A 22,401-nucleotide genomic window follows, 5' to 3' on the forward strand; every position below is an offset into this window, starting at 1 on the left:
CCCGGCGCTACCGTTTCACGGATTGGCGGTGCATTTGCGGGTAGGTGCCTCAGCCCGCATCCACCGCCAGCGCGCCCAGTGCACTGGCCTTGATCCGCTCCTTGGCCTTTTCACAGGCGCCACCGCAATCCAGGCGCGAAGCCTCCAGCTGCGGCGGCAGGTGCTCGGCCAGGAAGTCGATGAACACGCGTACCGCCGGCAGCAGGCCGCGGCGCGAAGCGAACACGGCATGGCACACGCCCTGCGGCAGCGACCAGTCCGGCAGCACCACTTCCAGTTCACCGTTACGCACCGCATCGGCGCACACAGTCTCCGGCAGCATGGTGATGCCGAAGCCGTCCTTCACCATGCTCTGCAGCAGCGGGAAGTCGAAGCCGGCCACGCGCGGCTGCAGGTCGACCCGGCGCACTTCGCCTTCCGGGCCATGCAGTTCCCAGCGCTGGCGGGCTTCGTCTTCACTGATGCTGAGGGTGACGTGCTGGGTCAGCTCTTCCGGGTCCTTGGGGCGGCCGGCGCGGTCCAGGTACTTGGGGCTGGCCACCAGCAGTTCCTGCACCTGGCCGAAGCTGCGCATCACCAGGCTGCCGTCGTCATCCAGGCGCGAACGCACGCGCAGGGCCACGTCGTAGCCTTCGTTGATGATGTCCACGCGGCGGTTGCTGATGTTCAGCTGCAGCCGCACCTTCGGGTACTGCTCAAGGAACTTGGGCAGCAGCTTGGGCAGCTGCATCTGCGCCAGCGACACCGGCACGCTGGCGCGCACCACGCCGCGCGGCTCCGCGCTGAGGCGGTCCACCACTTCGCGGGCGGCCTGGGCCTCGGCCAGCATCGTCTGCGCATGGCGATGCACGCTGGTGCCGACATCGGTGACCGCGAAACGGCGCGTGGAGCGCTGCAGCAGGCGTACGCCCAGGTCGGTTTCCAGCTGGCTGATGCGGCGGCTCAGGCGCGACTTGGGAATACCTAGTGCGCGCTCGGCGGCGGCGAACCCGCCGTGGTCGACCACCATCGCGAAGTAGTACAGATCATTCAGGTCATGCATGCCCGAGTTCCATATCTAGAACAATACGTGGCATTCAACCACCTTTATTCCGCCTTTGCAACAACCTATCGTTCTCTCCGTCGGCGGCAAACCCGCCCCTCCTTCCAGAACACAGGTGACTGCCATGAAGCTTCTGCATCTCGACGCCAGCGTGCTTGGCGACAACTCCGTCTCGCGCCAGCTGTCGGCCGCCGTGGTCGCCCGCTTCGCCAGCCAGATCGATGGCCTGCAGGTCGATTATCGCGATCTTGACGCCAATCCGGTACCGCATCTGCGCAGCAGCTCGCTGGCCAGGACCGACGCGGCCGAGGCGACCGATGCTGAACAGGTGATGCAGCAGTTCCTGGACGCCGACATCGTGGTGATCGGCGCGCCGATGTACAACTTCAGCATCCCGTCCACCCTGAAGGCCTGGATCGACCGCGTGGCCGTGGCCGGCCGCACCTTCAAGTACACCGAGAACGGCCCGGTGGGCCTGGCCGGTGGCAAGCGGGTGATCATCGCCAGCAGCCGCGGCGGCATCTACACCGACTCGCCGGCCGACTTCCAGGAGCCGTTCCTGCGCCAGGTGTTCGCCTTCATGGGCATCAACGAGGTCGAATTCGTGCGCGCCGAGGGCATCGCCTACTCGCCGCAGCACCGTGAAGACGCCATCGCCGGTGCGCTGGCAGCACTGCCGTCGCACGAAGCGGCCGAACCCGTCGCCGCATAACGCGTCCCAGCGTTCGGCGCCCCTCTCTCCTCGTCTGGGCGCTGAACGCGGGCCGGGATCCCCTCCCCCATCCCGGCCCACCCTGGCGGCCCCGCACAGCGGGGCCGCTTTTTTGTGGTGCCTGGCCTGAGGGCCTGCGCTATCCACGCATGGCGTGGATCTACTGATGCACGCGCGGTAGATCTACGCCATGCGTGGATGCAGCGCTGTGCGCGGGGTTCTACAGGGGGTTAGGCTGGGGTCATGAACTACATCGTGACGGCTGCGCACCGCAGCGAATTTCCGCACCCGATCACCCTGCGCCGTGGCCAGGCGCTGGTGGTGGGCGAACGTTATGAAGGCCCGGAGGGCTGGGAAGACTGGTTCCTGTGCGAGGCCAAGGGGCAGCAGCCCGGTTTCGTGCCGGCGCCGGTGTTCGGTCGCAATGCGCAGGGTGACGCCTATGCCACGGAGGATTACTGCGCGCGGGAGTTGGATGTGGATCCGGGGCAGCTGCTGCGAGGAATGCGCACGCTCAATGGCTGGGCGTGGTGCGTGCCGGAGACCGGCGAACCGGGATGGGTGCCGCTGGAGAAGCTGAGGGCCATAAAGGAGAGCCGAGCATAGGCTCGGCTCTACATGGATCTGTAGCGTCCGAGCCTATGCTCGGGCGGCGGCGCGAATCGCCGGCTGTCAGGCGATGGTTTCCAGGCCACCCATGTACGGGCGCAGGGCCTCCGGCACGGTGATGCTGCCATCGGCGTTCTGGTAGTTCTCCATCACCGCGATCATCGCGCGGCCGACGGCCACGCCCGAGCCATTCAGCGTGTGCGCCAGCTCCGGCTTGCCGGTGGCCGGGTTGCGCCAGCGCGCCTGCATGCGGCGGGCCTGGAAATCACCACAGTTCGAGCACGAGGAAATCTCGCGGTAGGTTTCCTGCGACGGCAGCCAGACTTCCAGGTCGTAGGTCTTGATGGCCGAGAAGCCCATGTCGCCGGTGCACAGCAGCACCTTGCGGTACGGCAGGCCCAGCTTTTCCAGCACCACTTCAGCGCAGCGGGTCATGCGCTGGTGCTCGGCGTCGCTGTCTTCCGGGCGGCTGATCGAGACCAGCTCGACCTTCTCGAACTGGTGCTGGCGGATCATGCCGCGCACGTCGCGCCCGCCGCTGCCGGCCTCGGCACGGAAGCACATCGAGTGGGCGGTCATGCGCAACGGGAGGCGCTCGGCATCGACGATCTCGTCGCGCACGATGTTGGTCAGCGGCACTTCCGAGGTCGGGATCAGGTAGCGCGTGGAATCGCCCACGGCGGTCTTGAACAGGTCGTCCTCGAACTTCGGCAGCTGGCTGGTGCCGCGCAGCGAATCGGCGTTGACCAGCAGCGGCACGTTGGTTTCCTCATAACCGTGCTCGCCGGTATGCAGGTCGACCATGAACTGGGCCAGCGCACGGTGCAGGCGCGCGATCGGGCCGCGCAGCACGGTGAAGCGCGAGCCGGACAGCTTGGCCGCAGTCTCGCCGTCCAGCCAGCCGTTGCGGGCGCCCAGTTCGACGTGGTCGAGCACCTTGAAATCGAACTGGCGCGGGGTTCCCCAGCGCGACTGCTCGACGTTGTCGTTCTCGTCGGCACCGGCCGGCACGTCATCGGCCGGCAGGTTCGGGATGCCCATCGAGATCGCTTCGATCTTCTCGCGCAGTTCGTCCAGCGCCACTTCCGAGGCCTTCAACTCGTCGGCGAAGGCAGCAACCTCGGCCATGATGGCCGAAACGTCCTCGCCCTTGGCCTTGGCCTGGCCGATGGCCTTGGAACGGCTGTTGCGCAGGCTCTGCAGTTCCTGGGTCCGTACCTGGATGCGCTTGCGATCAGCCTCCAGGGCCTCCAGGGCAGACACGTCGAGCTCGAAGCCGCGGCTGGTGCGCAGGCGTTCAGCGAGGTCGGCGGGCTGGTGGCGGAGCAGGGCTGGATCAAGCATGGCAGGTGTCGTGGTGGGTATCAGGAACGGGATTATCGCTTGTTATACGGATTTCTGCCGCCCGGTTCATTCCCGCCGTGGCAGAATCGAGCCATTCCGTACTGGTCCGGTCCATGTCTGCACCCCGCTCGTCGTCCGCCAAGTCGTTCACTGTGCATATCCCGCGCAACGCCCTGAAGATCGCCGGCATCGCCTTCGGCGTGGGCGTACTGCTGTTCGTGCTGGTCTGGCTGACCGGCCGCGACAAGGAGTTCTTCCGCGCCGACCCGGCCGCGCAGACCCCGCAGGAAACCGCCCAGGTCGAGCCCCTCCCGGAACCGTTGGCCGCTGCGGCCGGTTCCAGCGACATGCCCGATGCCAAGCCGGCCCCGGTCGAGGAAGAAGCGCCGAAGCTGGTCGAAACCGCCCCGCCACCACCCGCCCCGATCGCCGAGCCGGCCCCGGCCAACCCGGGCGCTGCGCCGGCCACGACCGGCAACAGCCAACCGATGCCGATTGCCGGTCAGTCGCCGCCGCCGTCGTACCCCGCCGCCGCCCTGCGCGCCGGCGAAACCGGCACCGTGGTGGTACGCGTGGATGTAGACGCCACCGGCTATCCGAACAACGCCACGGTGATCCAGCGCAGCGGTTCACGCGACCTCGACCGTGCCGCGACCGACGCCGTGCGCCGTTGGCGATTCACTCCGGCCCAGAGCAACGGCCAGGCCGTGCCTGGCAGCATTGAAGTGCCGTTCGACTTCAAGACGCAGTAACTGAACGCTCCCCAGCAGGCAAGCTGAACCCTGCCGGTGATGTTGACGCAACGCTGACACTTTCCGTCTGTGGCTCGGGCAACACTGCCCATGTCGTCCATTGACGGAAGGAGTTTGCGATGGCTGTTACCACCCACGAAGACCTTCATTCGCCGCGGTTGCAGCGGGACTCAAGCGTACAGCACAAGAACGCGTCGCCCTGGATGTGGATCGCACTGATCGTGGCGATGTTTGCTGCCGCCCTGCTCTGGCTGCGTCATTCCAGCCAGGAAGAGGTGGCACCTGCGCCGGTCGGCGAGCGCATGCTGCCGGCCCCCGAGCAGGCGGCGGTGACGGACGCAGCGACGCCTGCCGCGCGCCAGGCAACCCCGGCTACTGCTTCGCGGAAGGCCGCGCCGGTAGTGCGCAATCGTGAAGCCCGCCCGCTGGCCAGCAACCGCATGCCCACCTACCCCGCCGCCGCGCTGCGTAGCGGCGTGCAGGGCAGCGTGATCGCCAGCCTGAATGTGGATACCCGCGGCAATGTCGCCAACGCTGCGATCGTCTCGCGCAGCGGCGAGCGCAGTCGTGATCTGGATCGTGCGGTGCTCAGCACCGTGCAGAACTGGAAGTTCCAACCCGCGGTGCAGGATGGCCGCGCAGTAGCCAGCGTGGTGCGGGTCCCGGTGGATTTCCGTACCGAGCAGCGTTGATCGCGGACGAGGGGTTCGTGATGTTTAGACGGAGGCTTCGGCCTCCGTCCTTTTATGCGGAAAAGCGTGCCAGCCAAGGTTGGCACCTACCGTGCAATGCGATCCGCCGGGCGTGGCCCGGCGGTTGCGGTGCCGGTCAGGCCAGGTTGAACCCGGCGCTACGCGCCAGGCCGTCGAAGTTCGGGAACGACGTGGCGACGTTGGCGATGTCGTTGATGCGCACTTCGCCGTCACTGATCTGACCGGCAATGGCGAACGCCATGGCGATGCGGTGGTCACCGTGGCTTTCGATGGTGCCGCTGCCCAGGCGAACGCCACCATGCAGGGTGGCGCCGTCTTCGGTTTCGTCCACCTGCATGCCCAGCGCGCGCAGGCCGGTGGCCATCGCAGCAAGGCGGTCGGATTCCTTCACCCGCAGCTCGGCCGCACCGCTCACCACGGTCTGGCCTTCTGCGGCGGCGGCGGCCACGAACAGCGCCGGGAACTCGTCGATCATGTCCGGCACCAACGCTTCCGGAATGCGCGCGCCCTTGAGCGGCGCGTAGCGCACTACCAGGTCCGCCACCGGCTCACCGCCCTGCTCGGCCGGATTCTCTTCGGTGATGTCCGCCCCCATCAGGCGCAGCGCGTGCAGCAGGCCAGTGCGGCGTGGGTTCAGGCCGACCTGCTTCAGGCGCAGCTGTGAACCAGGAATGATGCTGGCGGCCACCAGGTAGAACGCCGCAGACGAGAAGTCGGCCGGCACCACGATGTCCGTGGCGCGCAGGCGCTGGCCGCCACGCAGGCGGGCCTTGCCCGGTGAAAATTCGATGTCCACGCCGAACGCCGACAGCATGCGCTCGGTGTAGTCACGGGTCGGATGCGGTTCCAGCACGCTGGTTTCGCCCTGCGCGTACAGGCCGGCCAGCAGCACTGCGGACTTGATCTGTGCGCTGGCCACCGGCGAGGCGAAGTCGATGCCGTGCAGCGACTGGCCGCCATGCACATGCAACGGCGGCGTGCCGTCATCCTGGGTGTCGATCTTCGCGCCCATCTGCGACAGCGGGCCAGTGACGCGGCGCATCGGGCGGCCCGACAACGATTCATCGCCGATCAGCGTGCAGTCGAACGCTTGGCCCGCCAGCAACCCGGCCAGCAGGCGCATGCCGGTGCCGGCATTGCCGCAGTCCAGCGGTGCATCCGGCGCTTTCAGGCCGTCGATGCCGACGCCGTGCACGATGCGCTGCGACGGGCTGGGGGTTTCGATGTGCACGCCGAGCTGGCTGAAGATGCGCGCCGTGGCGCGGGTGTCTTCGCCTTCCAGGAAGCCCTCGATATGCGAGGTGCCATCGGCCAGCGCGGCGAACATCACCGAGCGGTGCGAGACCGACTTGTCGCCGGGAATGGTCAGGCTGCCCTGCAGCGGCTGGCCCTTGCGGGCGATCCAGTGTTGCGCGTTGCTCATCGTTCGAGAATTCCGTAAACGCCGGCAGCCCGCCGGCGATGCATCAGGGAGCGGCGGCGGTTGCCGCCGCAGCAGCACTCAGGGCACGGCCACCGGGTAGGAGCCGAGCACCTTGATCTGCGCCGAGTGCGCTTCCAGTTCGGCCAGGGCAGCCTGCATCGGCGCGTCGTCGATGTGGCCGGCCAGGTCGATGAAGAAGCCGTACTCCCACTTGCCGTGGTGCGACGGCCGCGACTCGATGCGGTTCATGCTGATGCCGTGGCGGGCGAACGGGCTGAGCACGTCGAACAGCGCACCGGGCTTGTCATGGATGAACACCAGCACCGAGGTGCGGTCGTGGCCGGAGGTCGGGAAGATGTTGCGGCCCACCACCAGGAAGCGGGTGGTGTTGTCGGCATCGTTCTGGATCGGCTTGGTGACCACCTTCTTCAGGCCGTACACGTGGCCGGCACTCTCGCCGCCGATGGCCGCCGCGTCGTCGGCGTTGCGCGCACGGCGCGCACCCTCGGCGTTGCTCGACACCGGAATCTTCTCGGCCTTCGGCAGGTTGGCGCGCAGCCACGCCGAGGTCTGCATGAACGACTGCGGATGTGCGTAGATGCGCTCGATGTCCTCGATGCGGCCGCTGCGCGACATCAGGTACTGCTGCACGCGCAGTTCCACTTCGCCGCAGATCTTCAGGTTGGAGGTCAGGAACATGTCCAGGGTGATCTGGATGGTGCCCTGCCCCGAGTTCTCCACCGGCACCACGCCGAAATCGGCGTTGCCCGCTTCCACTTCCTGGAACACTTCCTCGATGCTGGCCATCGGCAGGCCCAGCGCGGAGCGGCCGAAGTGCTTGAGCACGGCCTGCTGGCTGAAGGTGCCTTCCGGGCCGAGGTAGCCGATCTTCAGCGGCTCCTGCTGGGCCAGGCAGGCCGACATGATCTCGCGGTAGACGTGCACCAGCAGCTCATCGCTGAGCGGGCCTTCGTTGCGATCCACCACCATGCGCAGCACCTGCGCTTCGCGCTCGGGGCGGTAGTAGTCGACGGCGGCGGCGAGCTTGCCCTTGGCCTTGCCGACCTGATGGGCGAAGCGCGCGCGCTCGGCGATCAGGCTCTGGATGTCGCGGTCGATCTGGTCGATCTTCGAGCGCACATCGGCCAGCGCCAGCGGCGCCAGGGTGGGTGCCGGGTTCGAGGCGGCCTTGGCCTTGCCCTTCGCCTTGGCGGGCGCGCTGTCCTTGGCCGGTTCGGCCTTCTTCGGCGCCTTCTTGCTGGATTTGCTGCTTGCCATCGGAATTCCTTGTTGCGGGGCCCGCACCCGACGGTGCGCGCCGTTCATTGCTCAGCCGTGACGCTGCTGGAAATCGGCCATGAAGGCGACCAGCGCCTCGGCCCCGGCCAGCGGCATGGCGTTGTACAGCGAGGCACGGATGCCGCCGACGACCTTGTGGCCCTTCAGCGCCAGCAGGCCGGCCGCCTTGGCCTCGGCCACGAAGCGGGCATCGAGATCGGCGTTGGGCAGGAAGAACGGGATGTTCATCCGCGAACGGGCCGCATGTGCAACTTCATTGCGGTAGAAGCCGCCGGAGCCGTCGATGGCTCTGTACACCAGCGCGGCCTTGGCGGCATTGCGCTTGGCGAATTCGGCCACGCCGCCTTCGGCCAGCATCCACTTGAACACCAGCCCGGCCAGGTACCAGTTCCAGGTCGGCGGGGTGTTGAGCATTGAATCGCGGGCGACGTGCGAGCGGTAATCGAAGATGTCCGCACGTGGCTGGCCACTGCGCTCGAGCAGGTCGCGACGGATGATCATCACCGCGATGCCGACCGGGCCAAGGTTCTTCTGCGCGCCGGCGTAGATCACGCCATAGCGGCGCACATCCAGCGGTTCGCTGGCGATGGACGAGCTGAAGTCGGCGATCAGCGGAACGTTGCCGGTATCGGGAGCATCACGGAACTCGACGCCGTGGATGGTCTCGTTGGCGGTGATGTGCACGTAGGCGGCACCGGGCGACAGCTGCCAGTCGGCACGCGCCGGCAGCGTGCGGTAGCCGTTGGCCTCGCTGCTGGCGGCGATGTTGACGTCGACGTAGACACCGGCCTGCTTGACCGCGGTCTTGCCCCAGTGGCCACTGACCACGTAGTCGGCACGCTGGCCCGGGGCGGCGAAATTGAGCGGGATCAGCGCCTGCTGGGTGGTGGCGCCACCGGACAGGAACAGCACCGCATAGTCGTCGGGGATGTCGAGCAGGCGACGCAGATCGGCTTCGGCCTCGGCGGCCACGGACATGAATTCCGCGCCGCGATGGCTCATTTCCACGATCGAAGCACCGGACCCGTGCCAGTCCAGCATTTCCGCCTGCGCCTGGCGCAGGACCGATTCCGGCAAGGTTGCAGGGCCGGCACTGAAGTTGAACGCGCGCGTCATGTCACACCTGTGGGGCAAGACCCCTAGTATGCCGCAGTGCACCAGCCTTGCGGCCTTGTGGCGCAAGGGAAATTTGGTTTCATTGGAATCCATTGGCCGCCCGCATGGCGCCGGTAGTCGCCGACCTTGGTCGGCGTACGCCGTCAGCCGTCATTCCCGCCGAAGGAGCGTGCCGACCAAGGTCGGCACCTACCGGAAGCGGGTGGACACACGCCACGTGGGTAGCGTCGGGCCATGCCCGGCCGATACGGGGTCAGCGCGCGCCGAACCAGAGCAGCAGGCTGAGCAGCGCGGCCAGCAGCAGCGCACTGACCAGCAGCCACGGCCAGCGCCGGACCTTGCGCGGCACGGCCGGCAGCACCGGCGCCTGCTCGGCGTCCTGGCTGGACTCGTCTTCATCCGGCAGCGGGCGCCGGCGCGGGTCATGCGGCACTTCCAGCACAAACCGGTGCTGGCCATCAAACACCACCTGGTCGCCGGCCTGCAGCCAGCAATGGCGCACGGCCACGCCATTGACGCAGGTGCCGTCGGCACTGCCCAGATCGCGCAGCAGCACGCGATCACCATGCACTTCCACGCGGGCGTGTCGTTCGGCGAAGGCCGGATCGTCAATAGCGATGTCAGCGTCGCCGCCGCGGCCGATCAGGCGGGCCCGCGACAGGGTGAAGCTGCGGCCGTGGTGCAGGCCGCCAACTCCGCGCAACAGCCGCTGCTGCTCGTCGCTGCCTTCCTCGTTCTTCGGCGCAGGCGCCTGCAGCAGGCTCTCGACTTCACCTTGCAGGACCATCTCCACGCCGTCCACATACACCGCATCGCCCGCACGCAGCAGCGCCATGCGCCGCACCGGTCGACCGTTCACATGAATGCCGCGGATCCCGTTGCCGACCTGCAGCCACAGGCCGCGATCATCCAGGCAGAACTGCGCCAGCAACAGGGCACCATGGCCGGCATCGCCGAGCCGCACACTGCCGTTGGCCTGGCGCACGATGCGTTGCACCCCGGGCCGCAGCGGCTGGTCGGGCTGTTGTTGTTGGCTGAAGTGAACAAGCAGGTTCTGCACGCGGCGCAGCCTAGCAGGTTGGTCGCCAACGAAGAAGAACCCAGGATGAGTGCTTGGCGCGGAGGCTCTCGATGCGCACAATGCTCGCCCTCATTGATCATCCCCGCCCTGCGCCAGGAGCCTGCATGTCCACCATCGATGTCCGCCACGCCCACGGCCTGCCCGACGCGCAGGCGCGCGCCGCGATCGAGCAGGTCGCCGCCAAGCTGTCCGAGCGCTTCGGCCTGAAGTCGTCGTGGACCGCCGATGTACTGAACTTCTCCGGCAGCGGCGTGGACGGCGCGATCGAACTGCAGCCAGGCGCCGTGCGCGTGACGGCCAAGCTGGGCTTCCTGCTGTCGGCGATGAAGGGCATGGTCGAAGGCGAGATACAGCGCGTTCTGAAGGAAAAGCTGGGCTGAACCCCGGCCGCGGCCATCACGGCCGTGCAACGCCACGGCGCGCTACTCTCGGGGCAGGCCCAACTCCCACGGGAACTGCGATGAACCACTACGAGAACGACGACCGCCGCAACGACGACGCCTCTTTCGGTGACCAGGCCGAGCGCTTTTCGCGCAAGCTGAGTGACTCGGCGCAGCAGGTGTGGCTGGCCGGTCTTGGCGCTCTCGGCCGTGCACAGGCCGAAGGCAGCCGCTTCTTTGACGGCCTGGTGAAGGAAGGCGAAGCCTGGGAAGCCCGCCGCCGTGAGCGCAGCAGCGAACAGGGCCCGGGCTGGCGTGATAACGTCGAGAGCTCGCTGGACGAAGCCCGCGAGAAGGCCTCGGGCACCTGGAACAAGGTCGAGAAGGCCTTTGATGACCAGGTGCAGGGCGTGCTCAAGCGGTTGCATGTACCCACCGCCGACGAAGTGACGGCGCTCGAAGCCCGCATCGATGCCCTGCACGCGCGCCTGGCCAAGCTGGAAAACCGCGCCGCGTCCGGCACCGACGCCCCTGCTCCGGGCAGCCATCAGTCGCCAGACAGCATTCCCTGAGCGCAATTGTTGCAATGCAATAAACTTTGATTGACAATCGCGAGCAACCCGCCAATCGCTTCGGCTGCCGTTTGTTCCCTCCCCTCACGGCTTCAGGATTGGCGGGTTTTTCGTGCCTGCTGTATTCCGAACTGGGCGTTCCATCACGCTTCCTGTCAGGAACCTCCTGACCCGGCCAGGTACCGCGACCTTTACACTGTCGTTCTCCGCTTTCGCCCCTTCCGCCCTACTCCTGCATGCTCCCCTGGATCCTGGCCCTGCTGTCGGCCCTGCTTACCTGTTCCCTGGCTGTTGTCTATCTGTGGTGGATCAAGCGGCGGCAGAAGGAGATGCAACTTGGCCTGCAGGCCCTGGCGGGGATGCACTGGCGAGAATTTTCGGTACTCGTCAAGCGCATGCTGCGCGAGCAGCGTGGCCTGCGCGAGCTGGTCGATCCGGCCGAAGATGCCCGCGAGCCGAGCAGCGACTTCCTGCTCAGCGACGGTCCCAACCAGTGGCTGGTGTCATGCAAGCACGGCCTGGCCTACCGTATCGGCACTGCCGCAGTGAACGAACTGGGGGCGGCCGCGCGCCTGGCCGGTGCGAAAGGTGGCGTGCTGCTCACGGAAGGCCGGATTGAGCGCGATGGCCGGGCAGCTGCCGAGAAGCAGGCGGTCGAGGTACTGGACGGCCCGCGCCTGTGGCCGCTGCTGCAGCCCTACCTGCCGGGTGACATTGAGATGCGTGTGCGCGCCACTGCCCGCCATGAAGCCCTGCGCCGCATCGCCATCGCCGGCCTGGGATCAATCACGCTGGGGCTGCTGGTCGGCCTGGGCCTGCAGGGCCTGCGCGTGGACGACGCCGCACCCACTGCCGACGCATCGGTAGTGCCAGCGCCAGCGCCAGTGCCAGCGCCGGCCCCTGCTCCGGCCGCTACCGCTGCACCTGCCCCCGGAGCATCCCCGAGCACGCCCGCCACCGCGACCTCGTCGCCGCAGGGTGTGGCCGCGCCGGCGGCCGACCCACGCAGCAATCCCAACCCGGATACAGCCACTCTGGATCGCTACCAGGCCGATCTGGCCCGCGCCCTGGCTGGCAAGCCCGGCATCGCCAGCGGTGTCTGGCTGACCCGGCAGACGCTGGCGATCAACCGCACCGGCGAACTGGACGCGGTGTGGCCGCTGGTCTGCGAGGAAGTGCTGCACTACCCCGCCCTGCGCAACGTGCGCATCCAGCTCAATGCCCGCCCCGGTGTGGACGAGCCGGTGCGCTGGCGGCAGTGCGCTACGTATTGATGGGGCAGCATCCACGCATGGCGTGGATCGACCGAAGGTTCTCACGCATCACGTAATCCCAACCGGGATTCAGTGTTGCACGACATGCGTGGATACGCCCTACCGAGCCCCCGGCGCGAAGCGCGCGACCAGGTCCCAGGCGTCGCCGAGGAACATCTGGCGCACGCGGGTGATCGGCTGTTCGCCACGCCAGGTCAGGCGTTCGATCACCAGGCAGGCGGTACCGGGCTTCACGTCCAGCAGCCTGGCGGTGGCAGTGTCCGCCCCCCAGGCGCTGATGCGGTGCTGGGCGCGGGTCCACGATACGTTCTGCAGCAGCCAGCTGCCCGGCGCGGTGGTACTGAAATCGACCTCCAGCACCTCGGGCACCCCCACCGGGCTGATCAGCCGATGCTCCAGCGCCAGCGGGCGGCCGTCGGCCAGATGCAGGCAGCGCATCGCCAGCAGTTTCTCACGGCCCGCCAGCTCTACCTCGCCGGCATTGCCGGGATCGGCCAGGCGCAGTTCCCGTTGCAGCAGGCGATAGGCGTACTGATGGCCGCGCGAGCCCACCTCCATCGCGATATCGGGAATCTCCAGCGCCACCTGTTCCAGGTGCGGCGGCTGCCGCGCCACGAATGAACCGGCGCGACGGCGGCGCTCGATCATGCCGCTCTCGGCCAGTGCAGTCAGCACCTTGTTCACGGTCATCCGCGAGCAGCCGTACTGCTCCATCAGCTCGTGCTCGTATGGAATCCGGAAGCCCGGCGCCCACTCTCCACTGAGGATGCGGCTTTCCAGATCGCTGCGGATACGCTGGTTGAGCGTGGCGGACTTGCTGGCCTTCACGTAATGGGGTCTCGGTAGCGGGAGGCGATCAGCCCAGCACGCCGCGCAGGGCGGCGGCGAAGGCGGTGGTGATCGCCTCGCGCTGCAGGTGGCGGCCCCCGGCCACGCATTGGCGGCCATGGCGCCAGACCGATCGCAGCGCGCCATTACGTGCGGCGAACACCCAGCTGTCAAGCCATGCGTCATCCTGTCGCGCCTGCAGCGCGGGATGCCCGGCATCCAGTTCGACCAGGTCGGCACTGGCGCCGACCTGGAGGCCAGCGGGCACGCCCAGCGCCTGTGCACCACCGTGCAGTGCGCCTTCGAACAGGAAGCGACCGGTGCTGCGGGTGGCATCCGGCGCCAGCACGTTGCGACCGCGCAGGGTCAGCCGCTGGCCGTATTCAAGCAGGCGCAGTTCTTCGGCCGCATCGATCAGCACATTGGAATCGGAGCCGACACCGAAACGGCCACCCTCGCGCGCGAACGCCTGCATCGGGAACAGACCGTCGCCCAGGTTGGCTTCGGTGATCGGGCACAGGCCGGCCACCGCCTGGCTGGCCACGATGGCGGCACGCTCGTCGTCGGTGATGTGGGTGGCATGCACCAGGCACCAGCGCGCATCCACCGGCGCATGGTTGTACAGCCACTGCACCGGGCGCTGGCCGCTCCAGGCCAGGCAGGCCTCCACTTCGCGCACCTGCTCGGCGATATGGATGTGCACCGGGCCGTCGGTTAGCGGCAGCAACGCACTCAGTTCCTCGCCGGTGACCGCACGCAGGCTGTGCGGTGCGATGCCGAGCACCGCGTCGGGCAGCGCGGCCAATGCCGGCTTGGCGGCCTCCAGCAGCTGCGCGAAACCCTCCACGTCGTGGATCAGGCGCCGCTGCGCTGGATTCGGCGCCGCCCCGCCGAAATCGGCATGCGCATAGAACACCGGCAGCAGGGTCAGGCCGATGCCGGTCTGCTCGGCTGCCGCCGCGATCCGTGCACTCATCTCGGCGCGGTTGGCATAGGCGCGACCATCGGCGTCGTGGTGCAGGTAGTGGAATTCACCGACGCGGGTAAAGCCGCTTTCGAGCATTTCCATGTAGGCCTGGGCGGCGATGGCCTGCACCGCGTCCGGTCGCAGGTGGGCCAGGAAGCGGTACATCAGCTCGCGCCAGCTCCAGAAGCTGTCACCGTCACCGCCGCCGATCTCGGTCAGGCCGGCCATGCCGCGCTGGAAGGCATGGCTGTGCAGGTTGGGCAGGCCGGGCACCAGGATGCCGACGCGGGTGTCGTCGTGCTGGGCGCCCTGCCCCGTGTGGATCGCCGTGACGCGGCCGTCCTGCACCTGCAGGCGGACATCGCGGGCCCATCCCTCGGCCAGCAAGGCGTGGGCAGCATGGAAACTGTGCGGGGAACGCGAATCGGACATGGCTGGACAACCCGAAATGGACGCCTATATTGTATAGACATATAAGCACAGCCGCGTTGTGGATGCCATGCACGTCGATACCCTCTGGTCCAACGTCCACCTGATCACCCTCGACGGCGACGGCCTGGGTGTCATCCGCGATGGCGTACTGGCCTGCGCCGACGGCCGCATCGTCCACGTTGGCCCGGCCGGCAGCGACGCTCACCTGAAGCCGACCACCCGCATCGATGGCGAAGGCCGCTGGATTTCGCCCGGCCTGATCGACTGCCACACCCACCTGGTCTACGCCGGCAACCGCGCCAACGAATTCGAGCAGCGCCTGCAGGGCGTGAGCTATGCCGAGATCGCCCGTGCCGGCGGCGGCATCGTCTCCACCGTGCGCGCCACCCGCGCCGCGACGCCGGAACAGCTGGCCCGCGAAAGCCGGCCGCGCCTGCTGGCGATGCGTGCCGAAGGCGTGACCACGATCGAGATCAAGTCCGGCTACGGCCTGACCTTGCCCGACGAACGCAAGCAGCTGCAGGTGGCGCGTGCATTGGGTGAGGAATGCCGGGTCAACGTGGTGACCACCTTCCTCGGCGCGCACGCAATTCCGCCGGGCCGCGAAGCACAGGAGTACATCGACGAGGTGTGCGACGTGATGATTCCGGCCATCGCCGCGGAAGGCCTGGCCGAAGCGGTGGATGTGTTCTGCGAAAACATCGCCTTCTCGTCGGCGCAGGCGCGGCAGGTCTTCGAAGCGGCGCGCGCGCATGGGCTGCCAGTGAAGATCCACGCCGAACAGCTGAGCAACCAGCATGGCGCCGAACTGGCCGCCAGCTTAGGAGCACTGTCGGCCGACCATATTGAACATCTGGATGACGCCGGCATCGCCGCGATGGCCGCCGCCGGCACCGTGGCCGTGCTGCTGCCGGGCGCCTTCTACTTCACCCGCGATACCACCCTGCCGCCGATCGCTGCATTGCGCGCGGCCGGCGTGCCGCTGGCGCTGGCCACCGACAGCAACCCCGGCACCTCGCCGCTGACCAGCCCGCTCCTGGCGATGAACATGGGCGCGACCCTGTTCCGCCTGACCGTGGATGAGTGCATCGCCGGCTTCACCCGTGAAGCGGCGCGCGCACTGGGCCATGGCGAGCGTATCGGCCGCCTGGCCGTCGGCATGGACTGCGACCTGGCGATCTGGGACATCGACGCCCCCGCCGACCTGGTCTATCGCATTGGATTCAACCCGCTGCACGCGCGCGTGGTGCGCGGGCAGCCCGACCTGCCTGCCTCCTGGAGCAACACATGAGCAACACCCTGGTTCTTCGCCCCGGCCACGTCACTCTCGCCCAGTGGCGGCAGGTCTATCGCGGTGCACCGCTTGCACTGGATCCGGCCGCGCTGCCGGTAGTGCGCGCCAGTGCTGCTGCAGTCGCCGCCATCGTCGCCAAGGGTGCGCCGGTGTATGGCATCAACACCGGCTTCGGCAAGTTGGCCAGCGTGCGCATCGAGCGCGAAGACCTGGCCACCCTGCAGCGCAATATCGTGCTCTCGCACGCTGCTGGCGTGGGCGAACCGATGCCGGCCAACGTGGTGCGGTTGATGATGGCGCTGAAGCTGGTCAGCCTGGCGCAAGGCGCATCGGGCATTCGCGAGGAAACCCTGCTGCTGCTCGAAGCGATGCTGGTCAAGGGCGTGTTGCCCGTGGTGCCGGCACAAGGCTCGGTGGGTGCTTCCGGCGATCTGGCACCGCTTTCGCACCTGGCCAGCGTGATGCTGGGCGTGGGCGAAGCCTACATCGGTGACGAACGCCTGCCCGCAACCGACGCACTGGCGCGTGCCGGCCTGCAGCCGATTGACCTGGGCGCAAAGGAAGGTCTGGCCCTGCTCAACGGCACCCAGTTCTCCACCGCCTATGCGCTGGCCGGCCTGTTCGAGATCGAGACCGTGTTCCAGGCCGCACTGGTGACCGGCGCGCTGTCGGTGGAAGCAGCCAAGGGTTCCGACACGCCCTTCGACCCGCGCATCCACGCGATCCGCGGCCAGCGCGGGCAGATCGCCACCGCCGCCACCCTGCGCACGCTGATGCAGGGCTCAGGCATCCGCGAATCACACCGTGACAACGACGTGCGCGTGCAGGACCCGTACTGCCTGCGCTGCCAGCCGCAGGTGATGGGGGCGGCGCTGGACATCCTGCGCCAGGCCGCGACCACGCTGGAAATCGAAGCCAACGGCGTGTCCGACAATCCGCTGGTGTTCACCGATACCGGCGAAGCGCTGTCCGGCGGCAACTTCCACGCCGAGCCGGTGGCCTTCGCCGCCGACATGCTGGCGATGGCGGTGTGCGAGATCGGTTCGATCAGCGAGCGCCGCCTGGCGATGCTGGTCGATCCGGCGCTGTCCGGCCTGCCCGCCTTCCTGACCCCACGTCCCGGTTTGAATTCCGGTTTCATGATTCCGCAGGTGACTGCTGCCGCGCTGGTCTCGGAAAACAAGCAGCGCGCCTACCCCGCCAGCGTTGACTCGATCCCGACCTCGGCCAACCAGGAAGACCATGTGTCGATGGCCGCGCACGGCGCACGCCGGCTGATGCAGATGGCCGAGAACGCCGCCAACGTGATCGGCATCGAGCTGCTGGCCGCCGCGCAGGGCTGTGATTTCCATGCGCCGCTGCGCTCCAGCGCCGCGCTGGAAACCGTGCGCGCCACGCTGCGTGCGCAGGTGCCGACGCTGGAAGAAGACCGCTACTTCCATCCGGACATGGTGACCGCCACGAATCTGGTGCGCAGTGGCGCGCTGGCGCAGGGCCTGACCGACCTGCTGCCAACCGTGGAACCGCAGGCATGAATACCCATCCCGACTGGCTGACGGTGCACGAGGGCAACGCCCCCCTCATCGTCAGCTTCCCGCATACCGGCAGCGAGCTGCCGCACGACCTGATCGGCGACTACCACTCTCCGTGGCTGGCACGCCGCGATGCCGACTGGTGGGTGCACGAGCTGTACGACTTCGTGCGCGGCATGGGTGCGACCACGGTGCGCTCGGCGATCTCACGTTCGGTGATCGACCTCAACCGCGATCCCAGCGGCGTGTCGCTGTACCCGGGCCAGAACACCACCGGCCTGTGCCCGCTGACCACCTTCGACAACCAGCCGCTGTACCACGCGGGCCGCGAGCCGGATGACGCCGAGATCGCGCGGCGCCGCGACACATATTTCCTGCCCTACCACGATGCGCTGGCCGCACAGATCACCCGCCTGCGCGCGCAGCACGGTACGGTGGTGGTGTACGACGCGCATTCGATCCGCTCGCATATTCCGCACCTGTTCGATGGCGAGCTGCCGCAGTTCAACCTCGGTACCGCCGGGCCGTCCGGCGCACCCGACACGTCCTGCGACAACGCCTTGAGCGATGTTGTGGAAAACCTGCTGAAGATCAGTGGCATGAGCCAGGTGCGCAACGGCCGCTTCAAGGGCGGCTGGATCACCCGCCACTACAGCAACATCGCTGGCGGCGTGCACAGCCTGCAGATGGAGCTGGCCTGCCGTGGCTACATGCACGAACCCCTGCCGGACCAGGTGGACGAACACAGCTGGCCCACCCCGCTCGACCCCGACCACGCCGCACCGTTGCGCCACACCCTGGCGCAGGTGCTCAACGCCTGCCTTGAATTCGCTACGAACCGGAGCGCCGCATGACCCGCAACGACCCGTCCCGCACCATCGCCGCGCCGACCGGCACCACGCTCAACGCCAAGAGCTGGCTGACCGAAGCACCGCTGCGCATGCTGATGAACAACCTGCACCCCGATGTGGCCGAGCGCCCGCAGGAACTGGTGGTGTATGGCGGCATCGGTCGTGCCGCGCGTGACTGGGAGAGCTTCGATGCCATCGTCGAAACGCTCAAGCGCCTGGACGACGACCAGACTCTGCTGGTGCAGTCGGGCAAGCCGGTGGGTGTGTTCCGCACCCACGCCGATGCGCCGCGCGTGCTGATCGCCAATTCCAACCTGGTACCGCGCTGGGCCAACTGGGACCACTTCAACGAGCTGGATAGAAAGGGCCTGGCCATGTACGGCCAGATGACCGCAGGCAGCTGGATCTACATCGGCGCGCAGGGCATCGTGCAGGGCACCTACGAGACCTTCGTGGAGATGGGGCGCCAGCATTTCGGTGGCGACCTGACCGGGAAGTGGCTGTTCACCGGTGGCCTCGGCGGCATGGGCGGCGCGCAGCCGCTGGCCGCCGTGATGGCCGGCGCCTCCTGTCTGGCCGTCGAGTGCCGCAAGAGCAGCATCGACATGCGCCTGCGCACCGGCTATCTGGATACCTGGACCGACAATCTTGACGAAGCGCTGCGCATGATCGAGGAGTCGTGCAAGGCCGGAACGCCGAAGTCGGTGGGCCTGCTCGGCAACGTTGCCGACGTGCTGGCCGAACTGCTCAAGCGCGGCGTGAAGCCGGACCTGCTGACCGACCAGACCTCCGCGCACGACCCGGTGAACGGCTACCTGCCGCAGGGCTGGACCGTCGAGCAATGGGACGAGAAGCGTGTCTCTGCACCGAAGGAAGTGGAAAAGGCCGCGCGTGCTTCGATGGCCAATCACATCCGCGCCATGCTCGGCTTCCACGCACTGGGCGTGCCCACCGTGGATTACGGCAACAACCTGCGGCAGATGGCGCTGGAAGAAGGCGTGGAGAACGCGTTCGACTTCCCCGGCTTCGTGCCGGCCTACATCCGCCCGCTGTTCTGCCGCGGCATCGGCCCGTTCCGCTGGGCGGCACTGAGTGGCGACCCGGAAGACATCGCCAAGACCGATGCCAAGGTGAAGGAACTGATTCCGGACAATCCCCACCTGCACCGCTGGCTGGACATGGCCGCCGAGAAGATCAAGTTCCAGGGCCTGCCGGCGCGCATCTGCTGGGTCGGCCTGGGTGATCGCGATCGACTCGGACTGGCGTTCAACGAGATGGTCGCCAACGGCGAACTGAAGGCGCCGGTGGTGATCGGACGTGACCACCTGGACAGCGGCAGCGTGGCCTCGCCAAACCGCGAAACCGAAGCGATGGCCGATGGCTCCGACGCGGTGTCCGACTGGCCGCTGCTGAACGCCCTGCTCAACACCGCCAGTGGCGCAACCTGGGTGTCGCTGCACCACGGTGGCGGCGTCGGCATGGGCTTCTCGCAGCACGCCGGCATGGTGATCGTCTGCGACGGCACCGAGGCGGCGGCCAAGCGGATTGGCCGCGTGCTGTGGAACGACCCGGCGACCGGCGTGATGCGCCATGCCGATGCGGGCTATGAGATCGCGATCGACTGCGCGAAGGAGAAGGGGCTGGATCTGCCGGGGATTCTCGGCTGATCGCAGGGGTGTCGGCCACTGGCCGGCACTACCGCAAGGCACCTGTAGAGCCGAGCCATGCTCGGCTCAGTGCTTCCAGGGTCACGACGCCTGACAGGAAGGCAGCCGAGCATGGGCTCGGCTCTACATGATTCGACTTGATTGGATCACTTCCGGGCCAGCGGTTTAACATCAATCGCATAGCGTGGAAACGCAGGTGTGGCGAACTCTCTGAGCATGTGCAGGTGCGGCTGAATCTTTAGCTTGCGCACATTCTCAATGGTGATTTCTCCGCCGCAAACCAACGCTGGCTCAAAGCCAAACATCTCATCCGCCAGCAAGTTCCCACAAGTGTTCACAGCCCTATCGAAGAGCAGTTCTTCATCCCCATCCATCAGATCAAAATCGTCGAGCTCCGCGCAGGCGAAGAAGGCCTTGATGCCCCCCTCCTGTCGTGCGAGAGACTTGGGTCTCAAACAGTTCTGAAGAGCAAATACTCCACTGCGGATCGGATCGATGCTCACCCCAGCGCCTGATGCTTCGCCGCATAGGTAGAGCCGTCCAAACCCGCTTCTGGCAAACACATGGTAGGTATCGATCAGGGGAAATGGAGTACCAGCCAACCACATGTGCATCAGGCCTTCGTAGTCCTCGGGATTCACCGTCCACAGCCGTCCATTGCCATAGTTCGCCCATCCATCCCGACGCCAATAGCTCAAGAGCGATTCAGGCAAGATGCCCGTCCACTTGGAGAAGCTGGTCTCTGGCACCGGATCGTGTTCAGTTGCCTCTCCGAAGCTCTCGATGAAGAGCGCGAAATCCTCATCCACCTCCATTAGCCCTCCCATGCAAGGCTATCTCGTCGGTTTGGACTGAGGCACTCTTATATCTGGTGCCTCATCAGTCGCGAAGAGCTGTTTACGACAGGCCATTGGAAATTCACGCATTCACATAGGCGCCCGCCTCCGCTTGACCCGTCGACCGCCGCTGATCAACATGCGCCATCACCGCTGATGGAAGGATCATCGCGATGTACCGCACCCTTGCTGCTGCATTGCGCTGCGCCCTCTTGGCCGCTCCGATCGCTTCGGCGCATGAGTCCCCCGGCGATCTTTCCAATCAGCTCGACACCCAACTGCAGGTCGACCGCGAGCGCTACGGCATTGCCGGCCAGGCGGTGCTGGTCGCACACAACGGCCAGGTGCTCTACCAGGGCGCCAGCGGCGAACGTGATCGCGCTACGCACACACCTGCCGCCGTCGATTCCATCTTCGCCGCGCAGTCGATGGCCAAGTTGCTGACCAGCACGCTGGTGATGCAATTGGTCGATCAGGGCAAGGTGGATCTGGAGGCGCCGGCAAGCCGCTATGTTCCGGACCTGCCGACTGCATGGCAGGCAATCCACGTGCGCGACTTCCTCAACCATAGCTCGGGTATCGGCGAGTACTACGACCGGGTGGAGAACCGCTGGGTCAGCAAGGGCTACACCGGTGTGGCGCCTGATCTTGCCGCTGCACTGAAGGTGGCTGGCGCGGCGCCGATGCAGTTCGCCACCGGCAGCCGCGTGCAGTACACCCAGGCGAACTACCTGGTGCTGACGGCGTTGCTGGAAGCGCACTATCGCAAGCCCTACCCGGCCATCGCACGCGAACGCATCCTGCAGCCTTTGAAGATGGCCAGCACCTCGTGGGGTGTCACCAGCGTGCCAGCCACGCGCGCGGCGGTGCCGTACATCGGCAAGGACGGCCAACTGCAGCCGGCCAATGAAGACCCTTGGCCGGACTACGGCTGGGGCCATGCCGACCTGCAGACCACCGTGGGCGACATGAACCGCTTCCTGCAGGCACTGGCCACCGGCAAGCTGGTGCGCACGGCGACCCTGGAAACACTCTGGCAGCCGCAGAAACTGAGCGGTGGCGGCAGCAATTTCTTCTCCACCGGCTGGGACACCACCCGCAGTGACGGCTACACCCAGGTCGGCCATGATGGCGGCACCCGTGTACGTGCGCGATTGGCCTACAAGGGCACGCTGGCCAGCGGCTACTGGGTATTCGTTTACCTGACCAACGGCAGCGCCCGCAATGTCTGGTCGAGCACGCTGGTGGAAAGCACGATGGCGGTGGCCGCGCCGAAGGAATTCCCGCATGCGGTGTTGTCCGAGCGGTTGATCGGCTATGCGTTGGATGACAGCACCGATGCGAAACCGCAGATGCGTAGCTGGCTGCGCGACAGTAATGGCGTTCCCACCGGCGAACTGGAGCGCGCGATCAATGCCGATGGCTACGCCATCCGCGAGAGTCTGGGTGCTGGCAAGGCGCTGAAAGTGTTCACGCTCAACACCGAGCTGTATCCGCAATCCGCCAACGTCTGGGACAGCTTGGCGGAGTGCCATGCGGCGTTGGGTGAGGCGGAGACTGCCAAGGCGCTGTACGCGAAGGCCAAGACGCTGGCGAAGCCTTCGCCGTAAACCCTGCTGTAGAGCCAAGCCCATGCTCGGCTGATCTTCATGGCGATCGCAGAGAACCCGCGCTGCG

General features: G+C 66.9%; 21 protein-coding genes. 12 read left to right on the forward strand and 9 right to left on the reverse strand.

The annotated features are described in order from the left end of the window. Window positions 1-49 precede the first annotated feature (49 nt). Entirely contained in the window at window positions 50-1,042 is a 993-nt protein-coding gene (locus AC5P6A_RS17055; protein ID WP_005410175.1) for a LysR family transcriptional regulator, read from the reverse strand. A 124-nt stretch (window positions 1,043-1,166) separates the two neighbouring features. On the opposite strand from AC5P6A_RS17055, the gene AC5P6A_RS17060 reads away from it, so the two are divergent. Both AC5P6A_RS17060 and AC5P6A_RS17065 read left to right on the forward strand, forming a co-directional pair. Next, window positions 1,167-1,754: an FMN-dependent NADH-azoreductase gene (locus tag AC5P6A_RS17060; protein ID WP_061478956.1), complete on the forward strand. Its 588-nt coding sequence runs from the start codon at window positions 1,167-1,169 to the stop codon at window positions 1,752-1,754. Window positions 1,755-1,997: 243 nt separating this feature from the next. Continuing rightward, window positions 1,998-2,360: an SH3 domain-containing protein gene (locus AC5P6A_RS17065; RefSeq protein ID WP_346715075.1), complete on the forward strand. Its 363-nt coding sequence runs from the start codon at window positions 1,998-2,000 to the stop codon at window positions 2,358-2,360. Window positions 2,361-2,426: 66 nt separating this feature from the next. Here AC5P6A_RS17065 and serS read toward each other — a convergent pair whose 3' ends face one another. Next, a complete protein-coding gene (serS, locus tag AC5P6A_RS17070) occupies window positions 2,427-3,707 on the reverse strand; it encodes a serine--tRNA ligase (protein WP_346715076.1) in 1,281 nt (426 codons plus the stop codon). Between the two features lie 113 nt (window positions 3,708-3,820). Between serS and AC5P6A_RS17075 the strand changes: the two genes are divergently transcribed. Next, window positions 3,821-4,459, forward strand: a complete 639-nt coding sequence (locus AC5P6A_RS17075) for an energy transducer TonB (protein ID WP_026347061.1) — start codon at window positions 3,821-3,823, stop codon at window positions 4,457-4,459. 119 nt (window positions 4,460-4,578) lie between these two features. Further along, complete coding sequence (locus AC5P6A_RS17080; RefSeq protein ID WP_019660324.1) at window positions 4,579-5,151, forward strand: energy transducer TonB; 573 nt, start codon at window positions 4,579-4,581, stop codon at window positions 5,149-5,151. A 136-nt stretch (window positions 5,152-5,287) separates the two neighbouring features. Here AC5P6A_RS17080 and aroA read toward each other — a convergent pair whose 3' ends face one another. The 4 genes from aroA to AC5P6A_RS17100 all read right to left on the reverse strand — a co-directional run bounded on the left by aroA (window position 5,288) and on the right by AC5P6A_RS17100 (window position 10,070). Then, window positions 5,288-6,595 (reverse strand): 3-phosphoshikimate 1-carboxyvinyltransferase, encoded by a 1,308-nt coding sequence (gene aroA, locus AC5P6A_RS17085; protein WP_155029787.1) that lies wholly within the window; start codon window positions 6,593-6,595, stop codon window positions 5,288-5,290. 78 nt (window positions 6,596-6,673) lie between these two features. Next, on the reverse strand, window positions 6,674-7,873 hold the full coding sequence (gene pheA, locus AC5P6A_RS17090; protein ID WP_019660326.1) for a prephenate dehydratase: 1,200 nt from the start codon (window positions 7,871-7,873) through the stop codon (window positions 6,674-6,676). Window positions 7,874-7,924: 51 nt separating this feature from the next. Further along, window positions 7,925-9,010, reverse strand: coding sequence for a 3-phosphoserine/phosphohydroxythreonine transaminase (serC, locus tag AC5P6A_RS17095; protein ID WP_207049161.1), 1,086 nt, complete (start codon window positions 9,008-9,010; stop codon window positions 7,925-7,927). A 253-nt stretch (window positions 9,011-9,263) separates the two neighbouring features. Continuing rightward, window positions 9,264-10,070, reverse strand: a complete 807-nt coding sequence (locus AC5P6A_RS17100) for an FHA domain-containing protein (protein ID WP_019660328.1) — start codon at window positions 10,068-10,070, stop codon at window positions 9,264-9,266. Between the two features lie 125 nt (window positions 10,071-10,195). Between AC5P6A_RS17100 and AC5P6A_RS17105 the strand changes: the two genes are divergently transcribed. The 3 genes from AC5P6A_RS17105 to AC5P6A_RS17115 all read left to right on the forward strand — a co-directional run bounded on the left by AC5P6A_RS17105 (window position 10,196) and on the right by AC5P6A_RS17115 (window position 12,317). Further along, window positions 10,196-10,471: a polyhydroxyalkanoic acid system family protein gene (locus tag AC5P6A_RS17105; RefSeq protein WP_019660329.1), complete on the forward strand. Its 276-nt coding sequence runs from the start codon at window positions 10,196-10,198 to the stop codon at window positions 10,469-10,471. Window positions 10,472-10,551: 80 nt separating this feature from the next. Beyond that, window positions 10,552-11,043, forward strand: coding sequence for a phasin family protein (locus AC5P6A_RS17110; RefSeq protein ID WP_134730832.1), 492 nt, complete (start codon window positions 10,552-10,554; stop codon window positions 11,041-11,043). A gap of 236 nt (window positions 11,044-11,279) precedes the next feature. After that, on the forward strand, window positions 11,280-12,317 hold the full coding sequence (locus AC5P6A_RS17115; protein ID WP_155029789.1) for a restriction endonuclease: 1,038 nt from the start codon (window positions 11,280-11,282) through the stop codon (window positions 12,315-12,317). Between the two features lie 99 nt (window positions 12,318-12,416). Here the strand turns inward: AC5P6A_RS17115 and hutC are convergent, their stop codons facing one another. Continuing rightward, on the reverse strand, window positions 12,417-13,145 hold the full coding sequence (gene hutC, locus AC5P6A_RS17120) for a histidine utilization transcriptional repressor HutC (protein ID WP_074724833.1): 729 nt from the start codon (window positions 13,143-13,145) through the stop codon (window positions 12,417-12,419). A gap of 28 nt (window positions 13,146-13,173) precedes the next feature. After that, window positions 13,174-14,544, reverse strand: a complete 1,371-nt coding sequence (locus AC5P6A_RS17125) for a formimidoylglutamate deiminase (RefSeq protein ID WP_155029790.1) — start codon at window positions 14,542-14,544, stop codon at window positions 13,174-13,176. Window positions 14,545-14,611: 67 nt separating this feature from the next. Here AC5P6A_RS17125 and hutI point away from each other — a divergent pair, with 67 nt between their 5' ends. From hutI to hutU, 4 genes are read left to right on the forward strand one after another with little or no spacing between them, the layout of a single operon-like run. Next, window positions 14,612-15,835, forward strand: coding sequence for an imidazolonepropionase (gene hutI / locus AC5P6A_RS17130; RefSeq protein ID WP_346715077.1), 1,224 nt, complete (start codon window positions 14,612-14,614; stop codon window positions 15,833-15,835). Further along, a complete protein-coding gene (gene hutH, locus AC5P6A_RS17135) occupies window positions 15,832-17,373 on the forward strand; it encodes a histidine ammonia-lyase (RefSeq protein ID WP_171952790.1) in 1,542 nt (513 codons plus the stop codon). The genes hutI and hutH overlap by 4 nt, the downstream gene beginning before the upstream one ends. Continuing rightward, the gene (gene hutG, locus AC5P6A_RS17140; RefSeq protein WP_227844477.1) at window positions 17,370-18,224 is read left to right on the forward strand and encodes an N-formylglutamate deformylase; all 855 of its coding nucleotides are present in this window, start codon (window positions 17,370-17,372) and stop codon (window positions 18,222-18,224) included. Before hutH ends, hutG begins: the two co-directional genes overlap by 4 nt. Next, window positions 18,221-19,888 (forward strand): urocanate hydratase, encoded by a 1,668-nt coding sequence (gene hutU / locus AC5P6A_RS17145; protein WP_233653978.1) that lies wholly within the window; start codon window positions 18,221-18,223, stop codon window positions 19,886-19,888. Before hutG ends, hutU begins: the two co-directional genes overlap by 4 nt. A 146-nt stretch (window positions 19,889-20,034) precedes the next feature. Here the strand turns inward: hutU and AC5P6A_RS17150 are convergent, their stop codons facing one another. Next, window positions 20,035-20,703, reverse strand: coding sequence for a GAD-like domain-containing protein (locus tag AC5P6A_RS17150; RefSeq protein ID WP_346715078.1), 669 nt, complete (start codon window positions 20,701-20,703; stop codon window positions 20,035-20,037). A gap of 194 nt (window positions 20,704-20,897) precedes the next feature. On the opposite strand from AC5P6A_RS17150, the gene AC5P6A_RS17155 reads away from it, so the two are divergent. Further along, window positions 20,898-22,334, forward strand: a complete 1,437-nt coding sequence (locus tag AC5P6A_RS17155; RefSeq protein ID WP_346715079.1) for a serine hydrolase domain-containing protein — start codon at window positions 20,898-20,900, stop codon at window positions 22,332-22,334. Window positions 22,335-22,401: the final 67 nt, after the last annotated feature.

This window comes from Stenotrophomonas sp. YJH_SMC_20 (assembly GCF_059367845.1).

Coding starts and splice junctions, on each gene's coding strand:
- hutU (WP_233653978.1), top strand. CDS start 18,221: ATGACCCGCAACGACCCGTCCCGCACCATCGCCGCGCCGACCGGCACC.
- hutI (WP_346715077.1), top strand. CDS start 14,612: ATGCACGTCGATACCCTCTGGTCCAACGTCCACCTGATCACCCTCGAC.
- serS (WP_346715076.1), bottom strand. CDS start 3,707: ATGCTTGATCCAGCCCTGCTCCGCCACCAGCCCGCCGACCTCGCTGAA.
- AC5P6A_RS17125 (WP_155029790.1), bottom strand. CDS start 14,544: ATGTCCGATTCGCGTTCCCCGCACAGTTTCCATGCTGCCCACGCCTTG.
- AC5P6A_RS17150 (WP_346715078.1), bottom strand. CDS start 20,703: ATGGAGGTGGATGAGGATTTCGCGCTCTTCATCGAGAGCTTCGGAGAG.
- AC5P6A_RS17075 (WP_026347061.1), top strand. CDS start 3,821: ATGTCTGCACCCCGCTCGTCGTCCGCCAAGTCGTTCACTGTGCATATC.
- AC5P6A_RS17115 (WP_155029789.1), top strand. CDS start 11,280: ATGCTCCCCTGGATCCTGGCCCTGCTGTCGGCCCTGCTTACCTGTTCC.
- AC5P6A_RS17060 (WP_061478956.1), top strand. CDS start 1,167: ATGAAGCTTCTGCATCTCGACGCCAGCGTGCTTGGCGACAACTCCGTC.
- serC (WP_207049161.1), bottom strand. CDS start 9,010: ATGACGCGCGCGTTCAACTTCAGTGCCGGCCCTGCAACCTTGCCGGAA.
- hutG (WP_227844477.1), top strand. CDS start 17,370: ATGAATACCCATCCCGACTGGCTGACGGTGCACGAGGGCAACGCCCCC.
- AC5P6A_RS17065 (WP_346715075.1), top strand. CDS start 1,998: ATGAACTACATCGTGACGGCTGCGCACCGCAGCGAATTTCCGCACCCG.
- pheA (WP_019660326.1), bottom strand. CDS start 7,873: ATGGCAAGCAGCAAATCCAGCAAGAAGGCGCCGAAGAAGGCCGAACCG.
- AC5P6A_RS17110 (WP_134730832.1), top strand. CDS start 10,552: ATGAACCACTACGAGAACGACGACCGCCGCAACGACGACGCCTCTTTC.
- AC5P6A_RS17080 (WP_019660324.1), top strand. CDS start 4,579: ATGGCTGTTACCACCCACGAAGACCTTCATTCGCCGCGGTTGCAGCGG.
- AC5P6A_RS17055 (WP_005410175.1), bottom strand. CDS start 1,042: ATGCATGACCTGAATGATCTGTACTACTTCGCGATGGTGGTCGACCAC.
- AC5P6A_RS17155 (WP_346715079.1), top strand. CDS start 20,898: ATGTACCGCACCCTTGCTGCTGCATTGCGCTGCGCCCTCTTGGCCGCT.
- AC5P6A_RS17105 (WP_019660329.1), top strand. CDS start 10,196: ATGTCCACCATCGATGTCCGCCACGCCCACGGCCTGCCCGACGCGCAG.
- aroA (WP_155029787.1), bottom strand. CDS start 6,595: ATGAGCAACGCGCAACACTGGATCGCCCGCAAGGGCCAGCCGCTGCAG.
- hutH (WP_171952790.1), top strand. CDS start 15,832: ATGAGCAACACCCTGGTTCTTCGCCCCGGCCACGTCACTCTCGCCCAG.